This is a genomic window from Pseudomonas sp. EA_35y_Pfl2_R111, assembly GCF_963970955.1.
Lineage (GTDB): Bacteria > Pseudomonadota > Gammaproteobacteria > Pseudomonadales > Pseudomonadaceae > Aquipseudomonas.
The window spans coordinates 1,595,340-1,615,118 of record NZ_CAXAOM010000001.1 but is presented as its reverse complement, the minus strand read 5'-3'; the positions used below and the strand labels follow the sequence as shown (position 1 = coordinate 1,615,118).

Here is a 19,779-nt window from a genome sequence, read left to right as displayed (position 1 = left end):
TTTTTATTTGCGGGAGGGTTAGCGCAGTGAGATCACCGGCCAGCCGCGTTTTTCTGCTTCGGCGCGCAGCTTCGGGTCGGGGTCGACGGCGAAGGGGCGGGCAACCTGTTCCAGCAGCGGCAGATCATTCATTGAGTCGCTGTAGAAGCTGCTATCGGCCAGGCTCAGGCCATTTTCGCCGAGCCAGCGATTCAGGCGGGTGACCTTGCCTTCCTTAAAGCACGGCACATCGGTCGTGCGGCCGGTGTAGCGGCCATCTGCCATTTCGCATTCGGTGGCTAGCAGAGTATCGACGCCCAGGCGCGCGGCAATTGGCGCGGTGACGAAGCGATTAGTGGCGGTGATGATCAGCAGCTTATCGCCAGCTTCGCGGTGCTCGGCCAGCAGCGCTTCGCCTTTAGCGAGGATGATTGGCTCGACGCAATCACGCATAAATTCGCCGTGCCACTGCGCAAGCTGGGCCATTTCCGTGCGGCCGAGAATTTCCAGGCTGAAATTCAGGTAGTCGGTGATATTCAGGTGACCGGCCAGGTAATCCTGGTAGAAGGCATCGTTGCGCGCCTTGTAGGCGATGCCGTCGAGAATGCCGCGCTCACACAGGTAATCGCCCCAGGCGTGGTCGCTGTCGCCGCCGAGCAGGGTGTTGTCGAGATCGAATAAAGCCAAACGCACGGGGCACCTATCATCGCAAGAGTCTGAGGGCGCTGAGGATAACGGCTTTTATAGGTCATTCCTATTACGCGCCCCGCTCGCGTTGCTGCTGCCGCGGCCTTTGTGGAACAATGCCGAAACATGCGTTTACGAGGTTGTGCGCCGTGATCGATCCTGATGGTTTTCGCCCGAATGTCGGCATCATTCTGACCAATGATGTCGGCCAGGTGCTGTGGGCGCGTCGGATAAACCAGGACGCTTGGCAGTTCCCGCAAGGCGGGATCAATGACCATGAGACGCCGGAAGAAGCGCTGTACCGCGAATTGAATGAAGAAGTAGGCCTGGAACAGCAGGATGTGAAAATTCTCGCCTGCACCCGGGGCTGGTTGCGTTATCGTCTGCCTCAACGCCTGGTGCGCACGCACAGTCAACCGCTGTGTATCGGGCAAAAGCAGAAGTGGTTTCTCCTGCGTTTGACCGGAACAGAAGATCGGGTGCGCATGGACCTGACCGGCAAGCCGGAGTTTGATGGCTGGCGCTGGGTCAGTTACTGGTACCCGCTGGGCCAGGTGGTGACATTCAAGCGCGAGGTATACCGTCGCGCCCTCAAGGAACTCGCTCCGCGCCTCTTGGCGCGGGACTGACACAGGCTAGAGCCAAGCATGCTCAATACGCTGCGCAAGATTGTCCAGGAAGTAAATGCCGCCAAGGACCTCAAGGCGGCGCTGGGCATTATCGTGCAGCGGGTACGCGCGGCCATGGGCAGTCAGGTCTGCTCGGTCTATCTACTCGACCCGGAAAGCAACCGCTTCGTGCTGATGGCCACCGAGGGCTTGAACAAGAAAGCCATCGGCAAGGTCAGCATGGCCCCTAATGAGGGCTTGGTCGGCCTGGTCGGCACCCGCGAAGAACCGCTTAACCTCGAACACGCCTCCGAACACCCGCGCTACCGCTACTTTGCCGAAACCGGTGAGGAGCGTTACGCCTCATTCCTTGGTGCGCCGATCATTCACCACCGTAAGGTGATGGGTGTATTGGTCATCCAGCAGAAAGAACAGCGGCAGTTCGACGAGGGCGAAGAAGCCTTTCTGGTAACCATGAGCGCGCAGCTCGCCGGGGTTATTGCTCACGCTGAGGCCACAGGCTCGATTCGCGGCCTGGGTCGTCAGGGCAAGGGCATTCAGGAAGCCAAATTCGTCGGCGTGCCAGGCTCGCCCGGCGCGGCCGTGGGCACGGCGGTGGTGGTGTTGCCGCCGGCCGACCTCGAGGTGGTGCCGGATAAGACCGTCGACGACATCGCCGCCGAGCTGACCCTGTTCAATAACGCCCTGGAAGGCGTGCGCTCCGACATGCGCGCGCTGTCGGCGAAGATGGCCACCCAGCTGCGCCCGGAAGAGCGCGCGCTGTTCGACGTCTACCTGATGATGCTGGAAGACGCCGCCTTGGGTAACGAGGTGGTCAAGGTCATCCGCACCGGCCAGTGGGCCCAGGGCGCATTACGCCAGGTGATTGGCGAGCACATCAATCGTTTCGAACTGATGGACGACGCCTACCTGCGCGAGCGCGCCAGTGACGTTAAAGACCTCGGCCGGCGTCTGCTGGCCTATCTGCAGCAGGCGCGTCAGCAGACGCTGGTCTACCCGGACAACTGCATTCTGGTCAGCGAAGAGCTGTCGCCGGCGATGCTTGGCGAAGTGCCGGAAGGCAAGCTGGTCGGTTTGGTGTCGGTGCAGGGTTCGGGCAACTCGCATGTGGCGATCTTCGCGCGCGCCATGGGTATTCCCACGGTGATGGGCGTCGTCGATCTGCCGTATTCGAAAATCGATGGCATTCAGCTGATCGTCGACGGTTACCACGGTGAGGTCTTCACCAACCCCAGCGACGTGTTGCGCAAGCAATACGCCGAAGTGGTCGAGGAAGAGCGCCAGCTGGCCCAGGGCCTCGACGCGCTGCGTGCCTTGCCCTGCGAAACCCTCGATGGCCACCGTATGCCGTTGTGGGTTAACACCGGTCTACTTGCCGATGTAAAACGTGCCCAGGAGCGCGGCGCCGAAGGCGTTGGCCTGTATCGCACCGAAGTGCCGTTTATGATCAAGGAGCGTTTCCCTAGCGAGAAGGAGCAGCTGGCGATTTATCGCGAGCAGCTGGCCGCCTTCCATCCGCTGCCGGTGACCATGCGCAGCCTGGATATCGGTGGCGACAAGGCGCTGAGCTATTTCCCGATCAAGGAAGATAACCCCTTCCTCGGCTGGCGCGGCATCCGCGTTACCCTCGACCACCCGGAAATCTTCCTGGTGCAGACCCGCGCCATGCTCAAAGCCAGTGAAGGGCTGAATAATCTGCGCATCCTGCTGCCGATGATTTCCGGCATTCAGGAGCTGGAAGAAGCGCTGCACCTGATTCATCGCGCCTGGGGCGAGGTGCGCGACGAAGGCACCGATGTGCCGCTGCCACCGGTCGGCGTGATGATCGAGATTCCAGCGGCGGTCTATCAGGTGCGTGAGCTGGCGCGGCAGGTGGACTTCCTCTCGGTCGGCTCGAATGACTTGACCCAATATCTATTGGCCGTGGACCGTAACAACCCGCGCGTCGCCGACCTATACGACTTCCTCCATCCGGCGGTGTTGCAGGCGCTGCGCCTGGTGGTGGCCGGCGCCCATGCCGAAGGCAAGCCGGTGAGTATCTGCGGTGAGATGGCCGGTGACCCGGCGTGCGCGGTGTTGTTGATGGCTATGGGTTTCGATGGCCTGTCGATGAACGCCACCAACCTGCCCAAGGTGAAATGGCTGCTACGCCAGATCAGCATGGGCAAAGCCCAGGAGTTGCTCGGCCAGGTGATGGGAATCGACAACCCGCAGGTGATTCACAGCACCCTGCAACTGGCCCTGCGCAACCTCGGCCTGGGTCGCATGATCAATCCGGCGTCGGATATCCAGGCGTGAGACTTGCTGATCTCTGCATCAGCAAGTCAGCACAACCTCACCTAAACAGCGACCATGGCTGCCGAACGTGCGTTCGGCCACCACGCGGCTTCCGTCAGCATTGACGATCAACGCAGTGCTGGCGCGCGTGCCGTAGGTGACGCTGGCAATAAATATGCTGGAGAGCAGGCGTTCGCCGGTGAGGCCGATGCCGGTTTGTGGCAGCTCGGCGTCCGTCGCTCGGGTGGGGTCGGCCAGCAGTTTGAGCAGCATCTGTGGGTGTGGCTCATGCAGGCCATTTTGCAGTGCCTGCTTGGCCCGCTCCAGCTTGGGCCAGGGCGTGTCCAGGTCAGCATTCGACAGGCCGTGTACGCCTTCTGCCAGCGGCCTGGCGCGCCCTGTCAGGGAGTTGAAGTGCCAGAGCTGTTGGCTATCACCGAGCAGAAGATTGAAACCGCTGTAGTGGCGGCGCTGCTCGTGCAGCTCATGCAGAAAATCTTCGACGCTGTGGTTACTGGTGAGAAAGGCCACCGGCAGCTCACCCCGTGAGCGGCTGCCTTGAGCCTGGCCGGGATCGCGAATATTGGTCAGGGCGGCAAAGCGTCCGCTAGGGCCGACACCTAGCCAGGTGCCTCCGGCTTGCAGGTCGCGCCCGGCAATCACCCCCGGCACATCAGGCCATTCGGCCAGGGGCTGGCTGGGGCGTTCATAGAACTCATCGCGGTTGGCTGCCAGCAACAGTGGCTGGGCATGGCCCGGTCGCCAGGCCAGGACAATCAGACACATGGATTAGCTCCTTAACTTCGCCAGCACGCCGGCGTTGTCCAGCTCGTTGCCCAGGTGCAGGCGCACCTTGCGCGCGCCGCAGCCCAGGCCGAGTTCCAGCAGAATGCGCTCTTCGACCTGCGACAGGCCGCCTTCCAGGCGCTCCAGCGGTTGAATCAGCAGTTGTGGCGGGCGGCTCAGGCGCAGAAAACGCTTGGGTAGGATTTCCTCAATGCCGCGCTGCAGCAGTTGCTGCGCCGCGGCAAAATCTGCCACCAGCAGGCGCTGGTTGCTGAACGCCGGATCAGCCTGCAGGTGCAGCGTATGACCACTTTGCAGATGCGTGAGGTGCATCCGGTTACAGCTCAGTTTCAGGTACAGGGTCGGGCGCATGTTGGTCTATTCCACAGGCGATGGAAGGCACTTTACGCAAAGCCAGGGCTGACATCCATCGCCCAAAGTAGAGTCCGGCCCTGTGCATCCGTTACCATGCCGGATTGTTTGCGGGGGTGCTGATGGAACTGCTGCTGTATTTGGTCTTGGGGGCTGCAGCTGGAACGCTTGCCGGGTTATTTGGCGTAGGCGGCGGCATTATCATCGTGCCGGTGTTGGTGCTGAGTTTTGCCGCACAGGGCTTTGATCCGATGATTCTGACGCACCTTGCGGTAGGCACTTCGTTGGCGACCATCATCTTCACGTCAATCAATTCTGTAATTGAGCATCAGCGTAAGGGTGCCGTGTTGTGGCCGGTATTTGCCTGGATGACCCTGGGTATTCTGCTCGGCGCGGGGCTTGGCGCGATGACCGCCGCCGCGATACAGGGGCCGCTGCTGCAGAAGATCATCGGTGTATTTGCGATCATCATCGCGGTGCAAATGGCCCTAGAGCTGAAACCCAAAGCCAGTCGCACGGTCCCAGGCAAGCCGGCACTGACCCTGGCCGGTGGCGTGATTGGCTGGGCCTCGGCAATTTTCGGGATTGGCGGCGGTTCGCTCACCGTGCCGTTCCTGACCTGGCGCAGCGTAGCGATGCAGCAGGCGGTGGCCACCTCGTCTGCCTGTGGCCTGCCGATTGCGATAGCCAGTGCCCTGAGCTTTATCTGGCTGGGCTGGGATAAACCAGCGCTGCCGGAGTGGAGCCTGGGCTTTGTCTACCTGCCGGCGCTGGTCGGTATTGCCATCCCCAGCATGTACTTTGCCCGTGTCGGCGCACGCCTGGCACACAAGCTGTCGCCGCGCCTGCTCAAGCGTCTGTTTGCCCTGCTGCTGTTTAGCGTGGGCTTAAGTTTCCTGATCTAAGGAGTTTTTGATGCTGCCTTACCCGCAGATCGACCCGGTTGCACTGGCCCTCGGCCCGCTGAAAATCCATTGGTACGGCCTGATGTACCTGATCGGCATCGGCGGTGCCTGGTGGCTGGCCTCGCGCCGGGTCAACACCTTCGCGCCAAGCTGGAACAAGGAGAAGCTCTCCGACCTGGTGTTCTGGGTCGCCATGGGCGTGATCCTCGGTGGTCGTCTGGGTTATGTGCTGTTCTACGATCTGGCGGCCTATATCGCCGAGCCGGTGCGCATGCTGCGTATCTGGGAAGGCGGCATGTCATTCCACGGCGGGCTGATCGGCGTGATGCTGGCCACCTGGTGGTTCGGCAAGCGCAACAACAAGAGCTTCTTCGAGCTGATGGATTTTATTGCACCGCTGGTGCCGATCGGCCTGGCTGCTGGGCGGATCGGCAACTTCATCAACGCTGAGCTGTGGGGCAAGGCCACCGACGTGCCCTGGGCGATGATCTTCCCCACCGACCCGCAACAACTGGCGCGCCATCCCTCGCAGCTGTACCAGTTCGCCCTGGAAGGCGTGGCGCTGTTCACCATCCTCTGGTTCTACTCGCGTAAACCGCGGCCGACCATGGCGGTGTCCGGCATGTTCGCGGTGTGCTACGGGATCTTCCGCTTTATCGTCGAATTCGTCCGCGTGCCGGATGCCCAGCTCGGCTACCTAGCGGGCGGCTGGCTGACCATGGGCCAGGTGCTCTGCGTACCGATGGTGCTCGGCGGCCTGGGCCTGATCGCCTATGCCTACAAACGCCAAGCGGCACAGGAGGCCGTGCAATGAAACAGTACCTCGACCTGATGCGGCTGGTGCGTGAGACCGGCACCTTCAAAAGTGACCGCACCGGTACCGGCACCTACAGCATTTTTGCTCATCAGATGCGCTTCAATCTGGCTGACGGCTTTCCGCTGGTGACCACCAAGAAGTGCCACCTGAAATCGATCATTCACGAGCTGCTGTGGTTTCTTCAGGGCGACACCAATATCAAGTACCTGAAGGACAACGGCGTGCGCATCTGGGACGAGTGGGCCGACGAAAACGGCGACCTCGGCCCGGTATACGGCTACCAGTGGCGCAGCTGGCCGGCACCGAACGGTGAGTCGATCGACCAGATCAGCAAGTTGATCGAGATGATCAAGAAGAACCCGGACTCGCGCCGGCTGATCGTCTCCGCCTGGAATCCGGCGCTGGTCGAGCAAATGGCCCTGCCGCCATGCCACGCGCTATTCCAGTTCTATGTCGCCGACGGCAAGCTGAGCTGCCAGCTGTATCAACGCTCGGCGGACATATTTTTGGGTGTGCCGTTCAACATCGCCAGCTACGCCTTGCTGACCCTGATGGTCGCCCAGGTCTGCGGCCTGCAACCGGGGGACTTCATCTGGACCGGCGGCGACTGCCACCTGTATGCCAACCATATCGAACAGACCGACCTGCAGCTGAGTCGCGAGCCGCTGCCGCTGCCGGTGATGAAGCTCAACCCGGAAGTGAAGGACCTGCTGGCGTTCAAGTTCGACGACTTCGAGCTGGTTGGCTACCAGGCGCATCCGCACATCAGCGCGCCTGTGGCGGTCTAAGCGTCCTGCAGTTTTTCGGCGCCTTGCCAAGGCGCCATCTCCCTCCCGCGCGCAAGACCGACCAGGGGTTTGTTACCCTGGGGCCGGTGTGGCTGGTTGCGTGGCGCTCGTTGAGCCCATGAACAGGTCATCCGAACTGGATTAACTAACCAACTGCGCAGGCCGCTGGCGGTCTGTCTGTGGGGAAGGAGCATGCGTGTGTCGAGGATTCTGATCGTTCTATTGCTGGGTTTACTAAGCTGCAACGCCGCAGCGGCGGAAACGGAAGCGCCGCTATTGCGCGTGGGAATTAGCGAGGTGCCACCGTTTGTGATCCATGAACCGGACGGCAGTTGGCGCGGCATCAGCATCGACCTATGGAAAAACGTCGCCGAGCAGGCCGGTTACCGCTACGAATTCAAGGCGATGCCTTTCGGCCGCCTGCTGCCGAGCCTGGAAGCCGGCGAGCTGGATGTGGTGGCCGGCGCCCTGACCATGACCGCGGCGCGCGAGGAACGCTTCGACTTCACGCACCCGTTTTATCGCACCGGCCTGGCCATCGGCGTGCCGCTAGGTGGCGACGGCAGCGGTTGGGCTGCGGTCAAGGGCTTGGTGTCCTGGCAGTTCCTTAGCCTGGTGCTGGGGTTGGCCGCGCTGATGCTAGTGGTAGGCGGTCTGCTCTGGCTGTTCGAGCGGCGGAGCAATCAGCAGCAGTTTGGTGGCACGCCGGTGCAGGGTCTGGGGTCCAGTTTCTGGTGGGCGGCGGTGACCATGACCACCGTCGGCTACGGTGACAAGGCGCCGGTCACCCTCGGCGGGCGCTTGATCGCGCTGGTCTGGATGTTCGCCGGCCTGGTCATGGTCTCGACCTTCACCGCGGCCGTTGCCAGCGCCCTGACCGTAGGCAATCTGCAAGGCGGCATCCAGGGCCCGGACGACCTGCGCCGCGCTCATGTCGCGACCATCGACAAAACCGCCAGCGGCCACTACCTGGAAAGCCAGCGTATCCGCCACAGCGACTACCCCAACCTGCTCGAAGCGATGCGCGCGGTGCAGCAGGGCGAGGCCGATGCGGTGGTCTACGATTTGCCGATCATGCAGTACCGCAACAGCGAGCTGGGCCAGGGCGGCTTGCGCTTGCTGCCAGGCACCTTCGAGAACCAGTCATACGCTTTCGCCCTGGCCGCTGGCAGCCCCTACCGGGAGCGGCTTAACCTCGAGCTACTGCGCGTCACCGGGAGCGATGATTGGCACGAGGTCCTGGAGCTTTATCTGGGTAAGCCCTGAGTTGGTATGTGCAGCTCGTTGCTCAGGCTGTCGATCTGTTCCTGGCGTTCGGCCTGTTGCAACTGCGCACGCAGGTTAAGCGACGACCATTCGGGATGGGCGCGGGCTTTTCGTAGCGCCTCGGGCAACTGGCCCTGGCGCCAAGTATTGTCCTCGGGCATCGCCAGGGTGATCGCTGTTACCGCGGCATGGCCGCGGGCTTCTAGCGCTTGCAGCAATAACTGCTGACGCAAGGCGAGCAGGCGAAGCACGGCGTCGTCGACCGTCAGTTCGCGTTGGCCCCTGAGTTTATCTTTCAGGCGCGCGCCGTAGCCGCGCAGGGTTTGTGCGCCGCCGCCCAGCAGTGCGCCCGCGACGGCCGCGGCGCCGAGGGTGATACCGCCGACCAGCAGATCGACGCCGACTCCGGTGGCCGCGCCAGCGGCCATACCGCCGCCGATATTAATGCCCAGCTGTTTGAGGGTTTCCGGGTTGAACAGGTCGTCGCCCCAGCGGCCATCGAGCAACGGCAGCTCGGCGGTCTTGGCGTCGTCCTTACGGAACGCATACAGACGCAGCAGCGCTTCGACGCAGCGCTGTTCGCGTTGGCGGACGGCGTCGCGCAGCTCGCGGATCGCCGCCTGTTCGAGCGCCGGCTCGGTCGCCACGCTACGGCGGCAAGCGGCGCAGTCCAGCAGCAATTCGGCGATCAGCCGCGCGCCGCTGCTTTTGCGCACTTGGCGTTGCGCCAGGTGGTCGTCGATCAGCCTTTGCAGTTGTGGTCGAGCCTTTTCCTGCAATAGCGCCAGGCTGTCGTATAGGCGCCGTTCGCCATCCAGCGGCGGCGCCACGCTGTCAAAACAAACCAGGGCATGCAGACCCTGGCGCGCCAGTGCGTTACGCCATTCGCTTTCGCGATGGTTGCTGCCGGAGACGAAATTCAGCACCGGCAACAGCGGCCGACCACACATGTTGAGCACCGCCAGCTCATCCCGGTATTTGGCCAGCACCGGTTCGCGGGCGTCGATCACGTAGAGCCCTGCGTCGGACGTCAGCAGTTGGCGCAGCACCTTGGCCTCCTGCTCAAAGCGCTGGCGCGCCTCGCTGCCGTCGAGAAAGCGCGTCAGCCGCGCCGGGCCATCAAGGCGTTCACCGGGGCGGTCCAGGCGTTCCAGGTAATCCAGCAGGGCGATGGCGTCTTCCAGGCCGGGAGTGTCGTACAGCTCCAGCAGCGACTCGCCGTCCACCGACAGCCGTGCGCCTTCGACGTGGCGGGTGGTGCTGGGGCGATGGGATACCTCGCCGAAGCCGACGTCGCGGGTCAGGGTGCGCAGCAGCGAGGTCTTGCCGACATTGGTGTGGCCGACCACGGCGAGTTTCAGTGGATGGCTCATCGTAGGCTCCGTAGGGTGGATGATGCTTTATCCATCCACCAACCACGATGGTGGATGAAAAAGGCATCCACCCTACCCAGGTCGCATAGTCCGCATTGATCGATGTCAGTCATGGCCATGCTCCAGCCAGCTGAACGGTGCGCTGTCGCTATAGCTAAGCTGCAGTTGTTCCAGCGCGCGGTGCCAGTCGCCCAGGCGAGCGCTGTCCAGTGCTTCGCCGGGCGGCGGGGGCAGCAGCCAGATGCGCGTGGCGCTGGCCGTGCGCGCCAGTTCACCGAGCAGTGCCAGGCTGCCGCGATCCGGCGAGCGGCGTGGGTCGCAGGCAATCAGCAGGCGCGCTGGCGGGAAGCGGTTGAGCTGGTCGAGCAGCTGGTTGCGTTGTTCGCGGCTGTCGATCACCCCGGCATCGCCGATGCCCTTGGGCAAAGCGGGTGGCCAGCTGCGTTGCGGGTCCAGTTCGATCGCCACCAGCAGCGCGCCCTGGCTTTCTGCTACGTGACTGCCAGTCTGAGGTTGATGCAGCTGCGCTGGCGCGGCATCGCACACGCCGAGGCGTTCGCTGCTCGGTTGCAGGCGTTCGCGCAGCAGGCTGTAGCCAGGCAGGCTGAGGTCCAGGCTCAGCGTGGCGCAACCTCTGCGCCAGCGCCACAGGCAAAGCAGCAGCAAGCCCAGGCGCGGTAGCACGCCGTAAACCACCAGCACCCCCACCAGCCAGCCGGCCCAGCTTAGCCGCGCGCTTTCGTTGGCCAGGGCACTTTCGCCGCTGGCGCGGATCAGCTCGGCATCCGGCAGGCTGAAGCCAAGGAGCGCGGGCAGGCTGCCGATGGCCTGGGTCATGGCGATAAAGCTGTCGCCGCCGAGCAGGGTGCTTTCCCAGACAAAGCCGTAACGGCGGGTGGCTAACAGCGCCAGCAAGGTCAGCAGCGCGGTAAGCAGGGTCAGCAGCCAGAAGCCCTGCACCAGCACGCCGAGGCCCCAGCGGCTGAGGCGCTGGCGTTGCAACATCAGCAGCAGGGCGGGTGCCAGTTGCGCCGCCTGGGCATCGCGGGCGAGTTTGGCGCTCAGCCATAGCCATAGGTGGCCGAGGGCACCCGCGCTGTCACGACTTAGCAGCAGGCCCAGCGCCCAACCCAGCAGCAGGAGGAGATTCAGCCCGAGCAGGCTGCCCAGGGCCCAGAACACATTGACCGGGCGTAAACCATCGCCCAGCGCCGCCACCGCCAGACCACTGCCGCTAAGGATGGCCAGCAGTACCAGCAGCAATGCAGCCAGACGCGCGCCCTGTAGCCAGTGCCGCAGTGCCTGCACCTGGCCGTCGCGTTCGGCAAGCAGCCAGGCGCGGGCCTGGACGCGTTCGCTGAGAGCACCACCCTGGGCCTGGGCGCGGCGGTTGGCTTCGCTGTCTTCCAGCGGGCCGGTATGTTCCTCGCGCAGGCGGATGGTTTCACTGAGCCAGAGGCGTTGCAGGTGGCTGGGCGTGGGCTGGTCGAGTGGATTCACGCGGTGTTCCATAAACGAATAGAAGCCAGAGCATAACCGCAGCGGCCGGCACATGGCACAGCGGCGCACGCGTGTACTCCGCTGGCCAGTCCAGCTAGGCTGATGGCAGTGGGTGGCCGAATGCCTCGGTCAGCAGCTTCTGAACGCATAACAATAAAAAGCGAGTGCCATCGTGAAGTTACCGCACCTGGAGTGGGTCAATCAGGATTCGCCGTACCTGCGTCAGCATCAGCAGGGCTTTCGCGCGCTGAGTTTTGACGATGAACTGGAGCAGGCGTTCAAGCGCTATCACGCCAATGTGTTCCTGCGGCGTATGCGTTGGTCATTGCTGGTGGCCACGCTGCTGGCGCTGCTGTTCGTGCTGCTGGATGCGATCAACCTGCCGGACCCACTGCGCGGTCGGATACTCGCCCTGCGCCTCGGAGTGATTCAGCCGATGCTGCTGTTGGCCTGGCTGGCCACCTATCGACCGGGCTTACGTGATCACCTGCAGCTGATCGGCGGCATTGTGGCGTTGCTCTCCGGGCTGGCAGTGGCGGGCATCATCGGTCTTGCCCGCTATCACGGTTTCGCTTTGCCCTACGAGGGCATCATCCTGGTCACGGTGTTCTTCTACTTCCTCACGGGCCTGCGCTTTGCCACCGCCGTGTTGTGCGGCTGGCTGACCTTTGTTGTTTATCTGGCTGTGGAATTAAGCGTCGGTCTGGCGGGCGAGACACTGCTCAATAATGCCTTGTTCTTGGCCCTGGCCAATATCATCGGCTCGGTGGGCTGCTATTCCCTGGAATATGCCACGCGACAGAATTTCCTCGCTCATGGTTTGCTGCAGGACCTGGCCGAGAAGGACTTCCTCACCGGGCTGCTCAATCGCCGCGCCTTTACCGAACGTGCCGAGCGCAGTTGGCGCCAGGCGCAACGGGAAAAGCAGACCCTGGGCGTGGTGATGATGGATGTGGACTTCTTCAAACGTTACAACGACCACTATGGCCACGCCGCCGGCGATGAGGCCTTGCGCCAGGTTGCTCGAGTGATCGGTGAGCATGCCCGGCGGCCGCTGGATTGCGCGGCGCGTTATGGCGGCGAGGAGTTTGTCGGCATCTGGTATGGCCTGGATGAGGCGCAGTTGCTGGCGATTCTGCAGGACATCCGCGGCGCCATCGAAGCCCTAGGCCTAACGCATGCTCATTCAGATGCCGCCAGTGTGGTCACGTTGAGCATCGGTATGGCCTACGTCACCGCGCAGCCGCATCAGAGCCTGAGCGATGCGTTGCGTTTGGCGGATGTCGCGCTCTACCTGGCCAAGGAGCAGGGGCGCAACCGCGTGGTGGGTAAGCGCCAGGATGGTTAAGCGCACTGAACCGGTTCTGAGGGAAGGCTTCAATGATCGCCACGCAGACGGTATTCTCGCGCCTATGAAAAATTCCCTGCCTCTCTGCATGATCGCCGCCCTCGCGGAAAACCGCGTGATCGGCCGCGATAACCAACTGCCCTGGCACTTGCCGGCGGACCTCAAGCACTTCAAGGCGCTGACCCTGGGCAAGCCGATCATCATGGGTCGCAAGACCTGGGATTCCCTCGGTCGCCCCTTACCGGGCCGGCTTAACCTGGTAGTCAGCCGTCAGCCCGGTTTGCAGCTGGAAGGTGCGGAAGTGTTCGCCAGTCTCGACGCCGCACTGGAGCGTGCCGAGATCTGGGCGCGCGAGGAAGATGCGGAAGAGCTGATGCTGATCGGCGGTGCGCAGCTGTACGAGTTGGGTCTGGCCCAGGCCGAGCGTCTGTACCTGACCCGCGTCGGCATCAGCCCCCAAGGCGATGCCTTTTTCCCCGAAGTGGCCGAGGCTGATTGGCATCTGTCTTCGGCCATTGAACACACGGAAGGCCTGGAAACGCCGGGCTACGTGTTCGAGGTGTGGAACCGCAAATAGCCCGTTCGGGCTGAGCTTTTCAGTGCTGCATTGATCTCCGCCAGGGTGGGCGCCGCTTTGGCGTGCCACGCTGCGCGTCGTCGTTGTGTTGCGTTAACCCATGCCAAGCGATGCCTTGCTGGCCGCTACGCTGTCTATTGCCATTTGCCTCTACAGGTTGTTCCCCATGCATGACGCTGATACCGATCACGCCGAACCGGATCGTATTGCCGCGATCTTTATTCGCCACCCGCTCTGGGAAGACGGTCTGGCGTTGCTGCTGGGTACGGCCATGGTGGCGCTGGGGATCACCCTCTACAGCCAGGCCGGTTTGCTGACTGGTGGCACCGTGGGTTTGGCCTTTCTGATGAAGTACCTGCTCGGTTGGCCCTTCGGTCTGGTGTTCTTTCTGATCAACCTGCCGTTCTATGCCCTGGCCATCTGGCGCATGGGTTGGCCTTTTACCCTGCGCACCTTCTGCGCGGTAGGGATGGTCTCGCTGCTGGCGGAGTTGACGCCCCACTGGATTGGCTTCACCCACCTCAACGTGGTCTATGCCGCGTTGTTCGGTGGTTTCGCCATGGGTCTGGGTTTGCTGATGCTGTTCCGTCACCGCGCCAGCCTCGGCGGGGTGAATATCCTCGCGCTGTACCTGCAGGAGCGCTTCGGCCTGCGTGCCGGCAAGGTGCAGATGGGCATTGATGTGCTGATCGTGCTGGGCGCGGTCATGGTTGTGCCGCTGGACAAGGTGGCGTTGTCGATCCTCGGTGCGTTGGCGCTGAATATGGTGCTGGCGATCAATCACCGTGCCGGGCGTTATATGGGCGTGAGTTAGCGTTCGTCGAATCCAGAAAGCAAAAAAGCCCGGCATCAGTGCCGGGCTTTTTTGTTTGTACGGATGCGTGTTACGGCATCAGTTTGTCCAGCATGGCCTTGTCGCGTACCGCGCCCTTGTCGGCGCTAGTAGCAAGCAGGGCGTAGGCCTTGAGTGCGGTGGTGACTTTGCGTGGGCGCACTTCAACCGGCTTCCAACCTTTCTTGTCCTGCTCGTGGCGGCGATGGGCGATCTCTTCATCGCTGACCAGAAGGTTGATGGTGCGGTTAGGGATGTCGATCAACACCTTGTCGCCATCCTTGACCAGGCCGATGGCGCCGCCCGCCGCCGCTTCCGGCGAGGCGTGGCCAATGGACAGGCCCGAGGTGCCGCCGGAGAAACGCCCGTCGGTAAGCAGAGCGCAAGCTTTGCCCAGGCCTTTGGATTTCAGGTACGAGGTCGGATAGAGCATTTCCTGCATGCCCGGGCCGCCTTTCGGGCCTTCGTAGCGAATGATGACGATATCGCCTTCCTTCACTTCGTCGGCGAGGATGCCGCGCACGGCGCTGTCCTGGCTTTCGAAGATCTTCGCGGTGCCTTCGAAGACATGGATGGATTCATCCACGCCGGCGGTTTTCACCACGCAGCCGTCGAGGGCGATATTGCCGTAGAGCACGGCCAAGCCGCCTTCTTGCGAATACGCATGCTCGACACTGCGGATGCAGCCGTTTTCGCGGTCGTCATCTACGGTGTCCCAGCGGGTGCTCTGACTGAACGCGGTCTGAGTCGGGATGCCGGCCGGGCCTGCGCGGAAGAAGGTGTGCACGGCTTCATCGTCGGTCTGGGTGATGTCCCACTTGGCGATGGCTTCGGCCATGGTCTTGCTGTGTACGGTCGGCAGGTCGGTGTGCAGCAGGCCGCCTCTAGCCAGCGAGCCGAGGATGGAGAAGATGCCGCCAGCGCGATGCACGTCTTCCATATGGTACTTCTGGATGTTCGGCGCGACCTTGCACAGTTGCGGCACTTTGCGTGACAGGCGATCGATATCGCGCAGGTCGAAATCGACTTCGCCTTCCTGGGCGGCGGCCAGCAGGTGCAGGATGGTGTTGGTCGAACCGCCCATGGCGATGTCCAGGGTCATGGCGTTTTCGAACGCCTTGAAGTTGGCGATGTTGCGCGGCAGCACCGACTCGTCGCCTTCACCGTAATAGCGTTTGCACAGCTCGACGGCGGTGCGGCCGGCTTGCAGGAACAGCTGCTCGCGGTCGCTGTGGGTCGCCAGGGTCGAACCGTTACCTGGCAGGGCCAGGCCCAGGGCTTCCATCAGGCAGTTCATCGAGTTGGCGGTAAACATGCCGGAGCAGCTGCCGCAGGTCGGGCAGGCGCTGCGCTCGTATTCGGCGACTTTTTCATCCGAGGCGCTGTCATCGGCGGCGATGACCATGGCGTCGACCAGGTCCAGGCCGTGGCTGGCCAGCTTGGTTTTACCGGCTTCCATCGGACCGCCGGAAACGAAGATCACCGGGATGTTCAGACGCAAGGAGGCCAGCAGCATGCCGGGGGTGATCTTGTCGCAGTTACTGATGCAGACGATGGCGTCGGCGCAGTGGGCGTTGACCATGTATTCGACGGAGTCGGCGATGATCTCGCGGCTTGGTAGCGAATAGAGCATGCCGTCGTGACCCATGGCGATGCCGTCGTCGACCGCGATGGTGTTGAATTCCTTGGCCACGCCGCCGTGTTTCTCGATCTCGCGGGCGACCAGCTGGCCCATGTCCTTCAGGTGCACGTGGCCGGGCACGAACTGGGTAAAGGAGTTGGCGATGGCGATGATCGGCTTCTTGAAGTCTTCGTCCTTCATCCCGGTGGCGCGCCAGAGGGCGCGAGCGCCGGCCATATTGCGGCCGTGGGTGGAGGTTTTTGAGCGGTAATCGGGCATGACACGGTTCCTGCGGTTAATCAGGTGATGTTCGTATGGTGAGCGTCGACTGCACCGGATGCAAACGGGAGATGGCCGTGCGTTCGGCGGGGGCCACAGGACATTGCGGGATGGCCGCTGGTCTGACCCGTGCTCAGAGACCCGCCAGGGGATGGACGGCGAGGGATGCGCCGATTCTACGCCCGCCGCTGCCGCGGAGCCAAGGCGCATTGATTGACGGCGCTTGCGGCAGATGCGGCGGACGGCGGAGTGGTGTCGCTCGTCGGTGCGATGCCGTTCATCCGCTTAGCACCTTTGAGCGACTGCCGGCGTGACTGTTTGGTCATTTAGGGTGCTTGGCGGTGCGTATTGCCGATAAGGCGGGCACCCACAACCGCCAGCGCAGATGTGTGTGCCGCGCAGCCCAGCCCGATGCAGTGGTTCGGGAAGGCGATGGCGACTCGTATAAAACGACAATAGAACGAGGAAACTTCGATGCTCGACTTGAAACTCGGCGGCCTGGCGGCTGCTTGTCTTCTTATATCCACCGCGGCTTTCGGTGCGGCGCTGCCAGATACGCCAGGGGCGCCGTTTCCAACTGTCTCCAACTTTGAACGTAATGGGCCCTACGCCACGTCCAACCAAAGTGAGGGTCCGAGCTGTCGCATTTATCGGCCCCGCACGCTGGGGCAGAACGGTGTGCGTCATCCGGTGATTCTCTGGGGCAATGGCACTGGGACCGGGCCGAGTACCTATGCGGCGTTGTTATCGCATTGGGCCAGCCACGGGTTTGTGGTGGCGGCGGCAGAAACCTCCAATGCCGGCAGCGGCCGGGAGATGCTGGCCTGTCTGGATTACCTGGTGCGGGAAAACAGCAACGCCTATGGCACCTATGTCGGCAAGCTGAATACCGGGCGCGTGGCTACTTCAGGGCACTCTCAGGGCGGCGGCGGGTCGATCATGGCTGGGCAGGACGAGCGGGTGCGAACCACTGCGCCGATTCAGCCTTACACCATCGGCCTGGGCCACGATACCAACTCGCAGCGTCGCCAGCAGGGGCCGATGTTCCTGATGTCCGGCGGCGGAGACACCATCGCATTTCCTTACCTGAACGCTCAGCCGGTCTATCTGCGCAGCAATGTGCCGGTGTTTTGGGGCGAGCGTCGCCTGGTCAGCCATTTTGAGCCTGTGGGTGATGGCGGTGCCTACCGTGGGCCAACCACGGCCTGGTTTCGTTTCCAGCTGATGGACGATCAGAGCGCGCGCGACACGTTCTTTGGAACCTTGTGCCGTCTCTGCACCAGCCTGCAGTGGTCGGTCAATCGTCGCGGTATTCAGTAGGGGCAGTGCCCGCCTTTCGGGGCGGGCTTTCAGGTGGGCAGTTCGATACCGCGCATGCGCTCCGCGCGGCGGCGCAGCAGTTCGATGGTCACCAGCAGGGCGATGGACACCAGAATCAGCAGGGTGGCGATAGCCAGGATGCTCGGGTTGATCTGCTCGCGCAGGCCCGAGAACATCTGCCGAGGGATGGTGCGTTGCTGTGGACCGGCCATAAACAGGATCACCACCACCTCGTCGAAGGAGGTGATAAAGGCGAACAGCGCGCCGGAAATCACCCCAGGGCGGATCAGCGGCATGATGATGTCGAAGAACACCCGCAGCGGCGTGGCGCCCAGGTTCAGCGCGGCGCGGGCCAGGCTGTAGTCGAAGCCGGTGAGGGTGGCGGTGACGGTGATAATCACGAACGGCGTACCCAGCGCGGCGTGGGCGATGATCACCCCGAGGTAGTTGCCGGCTAGACCCAGATCCGAATAGAAGAAGAACATCCCGGCGGCGGTGATGATCAGCGGCACGATCATCGGCGACAGTAGCAGCGCGGTGATCAGCCGACGCATTGGCATATCGTCGCGCGCCAGCCCCACCGCCGCACAGGTGCCGAGTACGGTGGCGATCAGGGTGGCGAAGACGCCGATCAGAAAGCTGTTCTTGATCGCCAGCAGCCATTTGTCATCGCTGAAGATGGCGCTGTACCAGCGCAGTGAATAGGCCTCGGGCTGCAGGCGGAGCATGCCTTCGGTAAAGCTGAAGAACGGCTCGACGTTGAACGACAGCGGGATGATCACCAGGATCGGCAGGATCAGGAACAGGAGCACCAGCCAGGAGCTGGTTTTCAGCAGCCAGGCGCCTAGGTGGTGCCAGAAGCCGTAGTAGGCGGGAATCTTCATTGTAGGGTCTGCTCCTGCTTCGTTCGTGAGCTGCGTTGCTGCGGCAAATGGTGCCAGGCTAGGCGCGGGACGCGGGACGCGGGGAATGGTGTTCCCTTGCCAAGTCCCGCAACGCCGCATGGCATCATTTGCCGCGCAACCCGGAGGGCCGGGCCAGTTTTTGCGCGGTGCTGCGTTATTCGTCGTTCATTTGGAATACCAAACGTCTCTCCTCATGCCTTGCTCCGCGCAAAAACTGGCTCCGGCGCAGTCGCGAACGAAGCAGGAACAGACCCTCTAGCCCAGTTTGATATTGCTGGCGCCGACAAAACGGTCGTACAGCCAGTACAGCAGCAGGATCAGCGCGAGCAGCAGGGAGCCCAGTGCGGCTGCCAGTTCCCAGTTGTTCGAGCGCTGCATATGGAAGGCGATGATATTGCTGATCATCTGCCCATCGGTGCCGCCGACCAGCGCCGGGGTGATGTAGTAGCCAACCGAGATGATAAACACCAGCAGCGCGCCGGCGCTCAGGCCCGGCAATGTCATCGGAAAGTAGATGCGCGCAAATGCCGGGATTGGCCGCGCACCCAGCGACAGCGCAGCGCGCAGGTAGCTGGGGTCGATGCCGCGCATCACGCTGTACAGCGGCAAAATCATAAACGGCAGCAGGATATGGGTCATCGCCACCACCGTGGCGAACGAGGTGTAGAGCATCTCGATGGGCTGGCCGATCACGCCGATACCGAGCAGGAAGGAGTTGATCACCCCGTTGGTTTGCAGCAGGGCAATCCAGGCTGTGGTGCGCACTAGCAGCGAAGTCCAGAACGGCAGCAGCACCAGTACCAGCAGCAGGTTGGCGCGGTTCTCCGGCAGGCCGGCCAGGTAGTAAGCCAGCGGGTAGCCGAGCAGCGCGCAGAAGATGGTGATGACCAGCGCCATGGTCAGGGTCTTGCTGTACAGCTGCAGGTAGATCTGCGTGTCTTCGCGCACCTGAATGCCTTGCTCAGGGTGCAGTTCCAAGTCGAGCGCGGTCAGGTAATAGTCATAGGTGTAGGGTTTGCCCGCGCGCTGGATGGCGTACCAGATTTCCGGGTTGCTCCATTTGCGGTGAGCTTTGAGTAGTGTGTCGGAACCTTGCTGCGCAAGTTGTTCGCTATTTAGGCGCGAGACTTTACGGGCGGTGGATTTGACCACGCTGGACATGCCTGCCGAAGCGCGGTTGAACTCTTCGGCGAGTTTGCCGGACTGGCGTTCTTTGGCCAGGCTGTGCAGCTCCTGGGCGAATACGCTCAGGGTTTTCTCATCGGGAATCGCTTTGCCGTCCCAGCGTTGCAGCTCGCTCAGGGTCAGCGGAATCAGGGCGGTCACCGTCGGGTGGTGGACGCTGCGCCAGAGCATGCTGGCAATCGGTGCGACGAAGGTCAGCAGAATAAACACCAGCAGCGGCACGACAAACAGAAAGGCGGTGAGGCGCTTCTTGTTGCGGGCGCTGGAGGCTTGGCTGGCTTCGGTAGACGTGAGGGAGGACAAGGCGTTACTCCGAAAATCCTGACCCCTCTC

At 62.6% G+C, this 19,779-nt stretch carries 18 protein-coding genes; 10 read left to right on the top strand and 8 right to left on the bottom strand.

Going from position 1 to position 19,779, the window contains the following annotated elements; translation table 11 throughout:
* Positions 1-18: 18 nt before the first annotated feature.
* On the bottom strand, positions 19-672 hold the full coding sequence (locus AACY25_RS07660) for an HAD family hydrolase (protein WP_339523534.1): 654 nt from the start codon (positions 670-672) through the stop codon (positions 19-21).
* Between the two features lie 143 nt (positions 673-815).
* Here AACY25_RS07660 and AACY25_RS07655 point away from each other — a divergent pair, with 143 nt between their 5' ends.
* Together AACY25_RS07655 and ptsP are read left to right on the top strand one after the other, a co-directional pair.
* Complete coding sequence (locus AACY25_RS07655; protein WP_339523533.1) at positions 816-1,295, top strand: RNA pyrophosphohydrolase; 480 nt, start codon at positions 816-818, stop codon at positions 1,293-1,295.
* Positions 1,296-1,313: 18 nt separating this feature from the next.
* On the top strand, positions 1,314-3,593 hold the full coding sequence (ptsP, locus tag AACY25_RS07650; protein ID WP_339523531.1) for a phosphoenolpyruvate--protein phosphotransferase: 2,280 nt from the start codon (positions 1,314-1,316) through the stop codon (positions 3,591-3,593).
* An 18-nt stretch (positions 3,594-3,611) separates the two neighbouring features.
* On the opposite strand, the gene AACY25_RS07645 is transcribed toward ptsP, so the two are convergent.
* Positions 3,612-4,358 carry an NRDE family protein gene (locus AACY25_RS07645; RefSeq protein WP_339523530.1) on the bottom strand — a complete coding sequence of 249 codons (747 nt, stop codon included), beginning with the start codon at positions 4,356-4,358 and terminating at the stop codon, positions 3,612-3,614.
* Between the two features lie 3 nt (positions 4,359-4,361).
* A complete protein-coding gene (locus AACY25_RS07640) occupies positions 4,362-4,730 on the bottom strand; it encodes a hypothetical protein (protein WP_339523529.1) in 369 nt (122 codons plus the stop codon).
* 122 nt (positions 4,731-4,852) lie between these two features.
* Between AACY25_RS07640 and AACY25_RS07635 the strand changes: the two genes are divergently transcribed.
* From AACY25_RS07635 to AACY25_RS07620, 4 genes are all read left to right on the top strand, one after another.
* Positions 4,853-5,635, top strand: coding sequence for a sulfite exporter TauE/SafE family protein (locus AACY25_RS07635; protein WP_339523528.1), 783 nt, complete (start codon positions 4,853-4,855; stop codon positions 5,633-5,635).
* Positions 5,636-5,645: 10 nt separating this feature from the next.
* On the top strand, positions 5,646-6,449 hold the full coding sequence (gene lgt, locus AACY25_RS07630; protein WP_339523526.1) for a prolipoprotein diacylglyceryl transferase: 804 nt from the start codon (positions 5,646-5,648) through the stop codon (positions 6,447-6,449).
* Entirely contained in the window at positions 6,446-7,240 is a 795-nt protein-coding gene (locus tag AACY25_RS07625) for a thymidylate synthase (RefSeq protein WP_339523524.1), read from the top strand. The genes lgt and AACY25_RS07625 overlap by 4 nt, the downstream gene beginning before the upstream one ends.
* A gap of 198 nt (positions 7,241-7,438) precedes the next feature.
* Entirely contained in the window at positions 7,439-8,506 is a 1,068-nt protein-coding gene (locus tag AACY25_RS07620; protein ID WP_339523522.1) for a transporter substrate-binding domain-containing protein, read from the top strand.
* Here AACY25_RS07620 and AACY25_RS07615 read toward each other — a convergent pair.
* Together AACY25_RS07615 and AACY25_RS07610 are read right to left on the bottom strand one after the other, a co-directional pair.
* Positions 8,488-9,879: a GTPase/DUF3482 domain-containing protein gene (locus AACY25_RS07615; RefSeq protein ID WP_339523521.1), complete on the bottom strand. Its 1,392-nt coding sequence runs from the start codon at positions 9,877-9,879 to the stop codon at positions 8,488-8,490. The genes AACY25_RS07620 and AACY25_RS07615 overlap by 19 nt on opposite strands.
* Positions 9,880-9,984: 105 nt before the next feature.
* Complete coding sequence (locus AACY25_RS07610) at positions 9,985-11,379, bottom strand: DUF2868 domain-containing protein (protein WP_339523519.1); 1,395 nt, start codon at positions 11,377-11,379, stop codon at positions 9,985-9,987.
* Between the two features lie 172 nt (positions 11,380-11,551).
* On the opposite strand from AACY25_RS07610, the gene AACY25_RS07605 reads away from it, so the two are divergent.
* The 3 genes from AACY25_RS07605 (at position 11,552) to AACY25_RS07595 (ending at position 14,118) form a co-directional block, all read left to right on the top strand.
* The gene (locus tag AACY25_RS07605) at positions 11,552-12,727 is read left to right on the top strand and encodes a GGDEF domain-containing protein (RefSeq protein WP_339523517.1); all 1,176 of its coding nucleotides are present in this window, start codon (positions 11,552-11,554) and stop codon (positions 12,725-12,727) included.
* Positions 12,728-12,791: 64 nt separating this feature from the next.
* Complete coding sequence (locus AACY25_RS07600; protein WP_339523515.1) at positions 12,792-13,304, top strand: dihydrofolate reductase; 513 nt, start codon at positions 12,792-12,794, stop codon at positions 13,302-13,304.
* Positions 13,305-13,470: 166 nt separating this feature from the next.
* Positions 13,471-14,118, top strand: a complete 648-nt coding sequence (locus AACY25_RS07595; RefSeq protein WP_339523513.1) for a YitT family protein — start codon at positions 13,471-13,473, stop codon at positions 14,116-14,118.
* A gap of 70 nt (positions 14,119-14,188) precedes the next feature.
* Here the strand turns inward: AACY25_RS07595 and ilvD are convergent, their stop codons facing one another.
* Entirely contained in the window at positions 14,189-16,036 is a 1,848-nt protein-coding gene (gene ilvD, locus AACY25_RS07590) for a dihydroxy-acid dehydratase (RefSeq protein WP_339523511.1), read from the bottom strand.
* 474 nt (positions 16,037-16,510) lie between these two features.
* Between ilvD and AACY25_RS07585 the strand changes: the two genes are divergently transcribed.
* Positions 16,511-17,356, top strand: a complete 846-nt coding sequence (locus AACY25_RS07585) for a poly(ethylene terephthalate) hydrolase family protein (protein WP_339523510.1) — start codon at positions 16,511-16,513, stop codon at positions 17,354-17,356.
* 29 nt (positions 17,357-17,385) lie between these two features.
* On the opposite strand, the gene AACY25_RS07580 is transcribed toward AACY25_RS07585, so the two are convergent.
* Complete coding sequence (locus tag AACY25_RS07580) at positions 17,386-18,240, bottom strand: ABC transporter permease (RefSeq protein WP_339523508.1); 855 nt, start codon at positions 18,238-18,240, stop codon at positions 17,386-17,388.
* A 276-nt stretch (positions 18,241-18,516) separates the two neighbouring features.
* Positions 18,517-19,749, bottom strand: a complete 1,233-nt coding sequence (locus AACY25_RS07575; RefSeq protein WP_339523506.1) for an ABC transporter permease — start codon at positions 19,747-19,749, stop codon at positions 18,517-18,519.
* Positions 19,750-19,779: the final 30 nt, after the last annotated feature.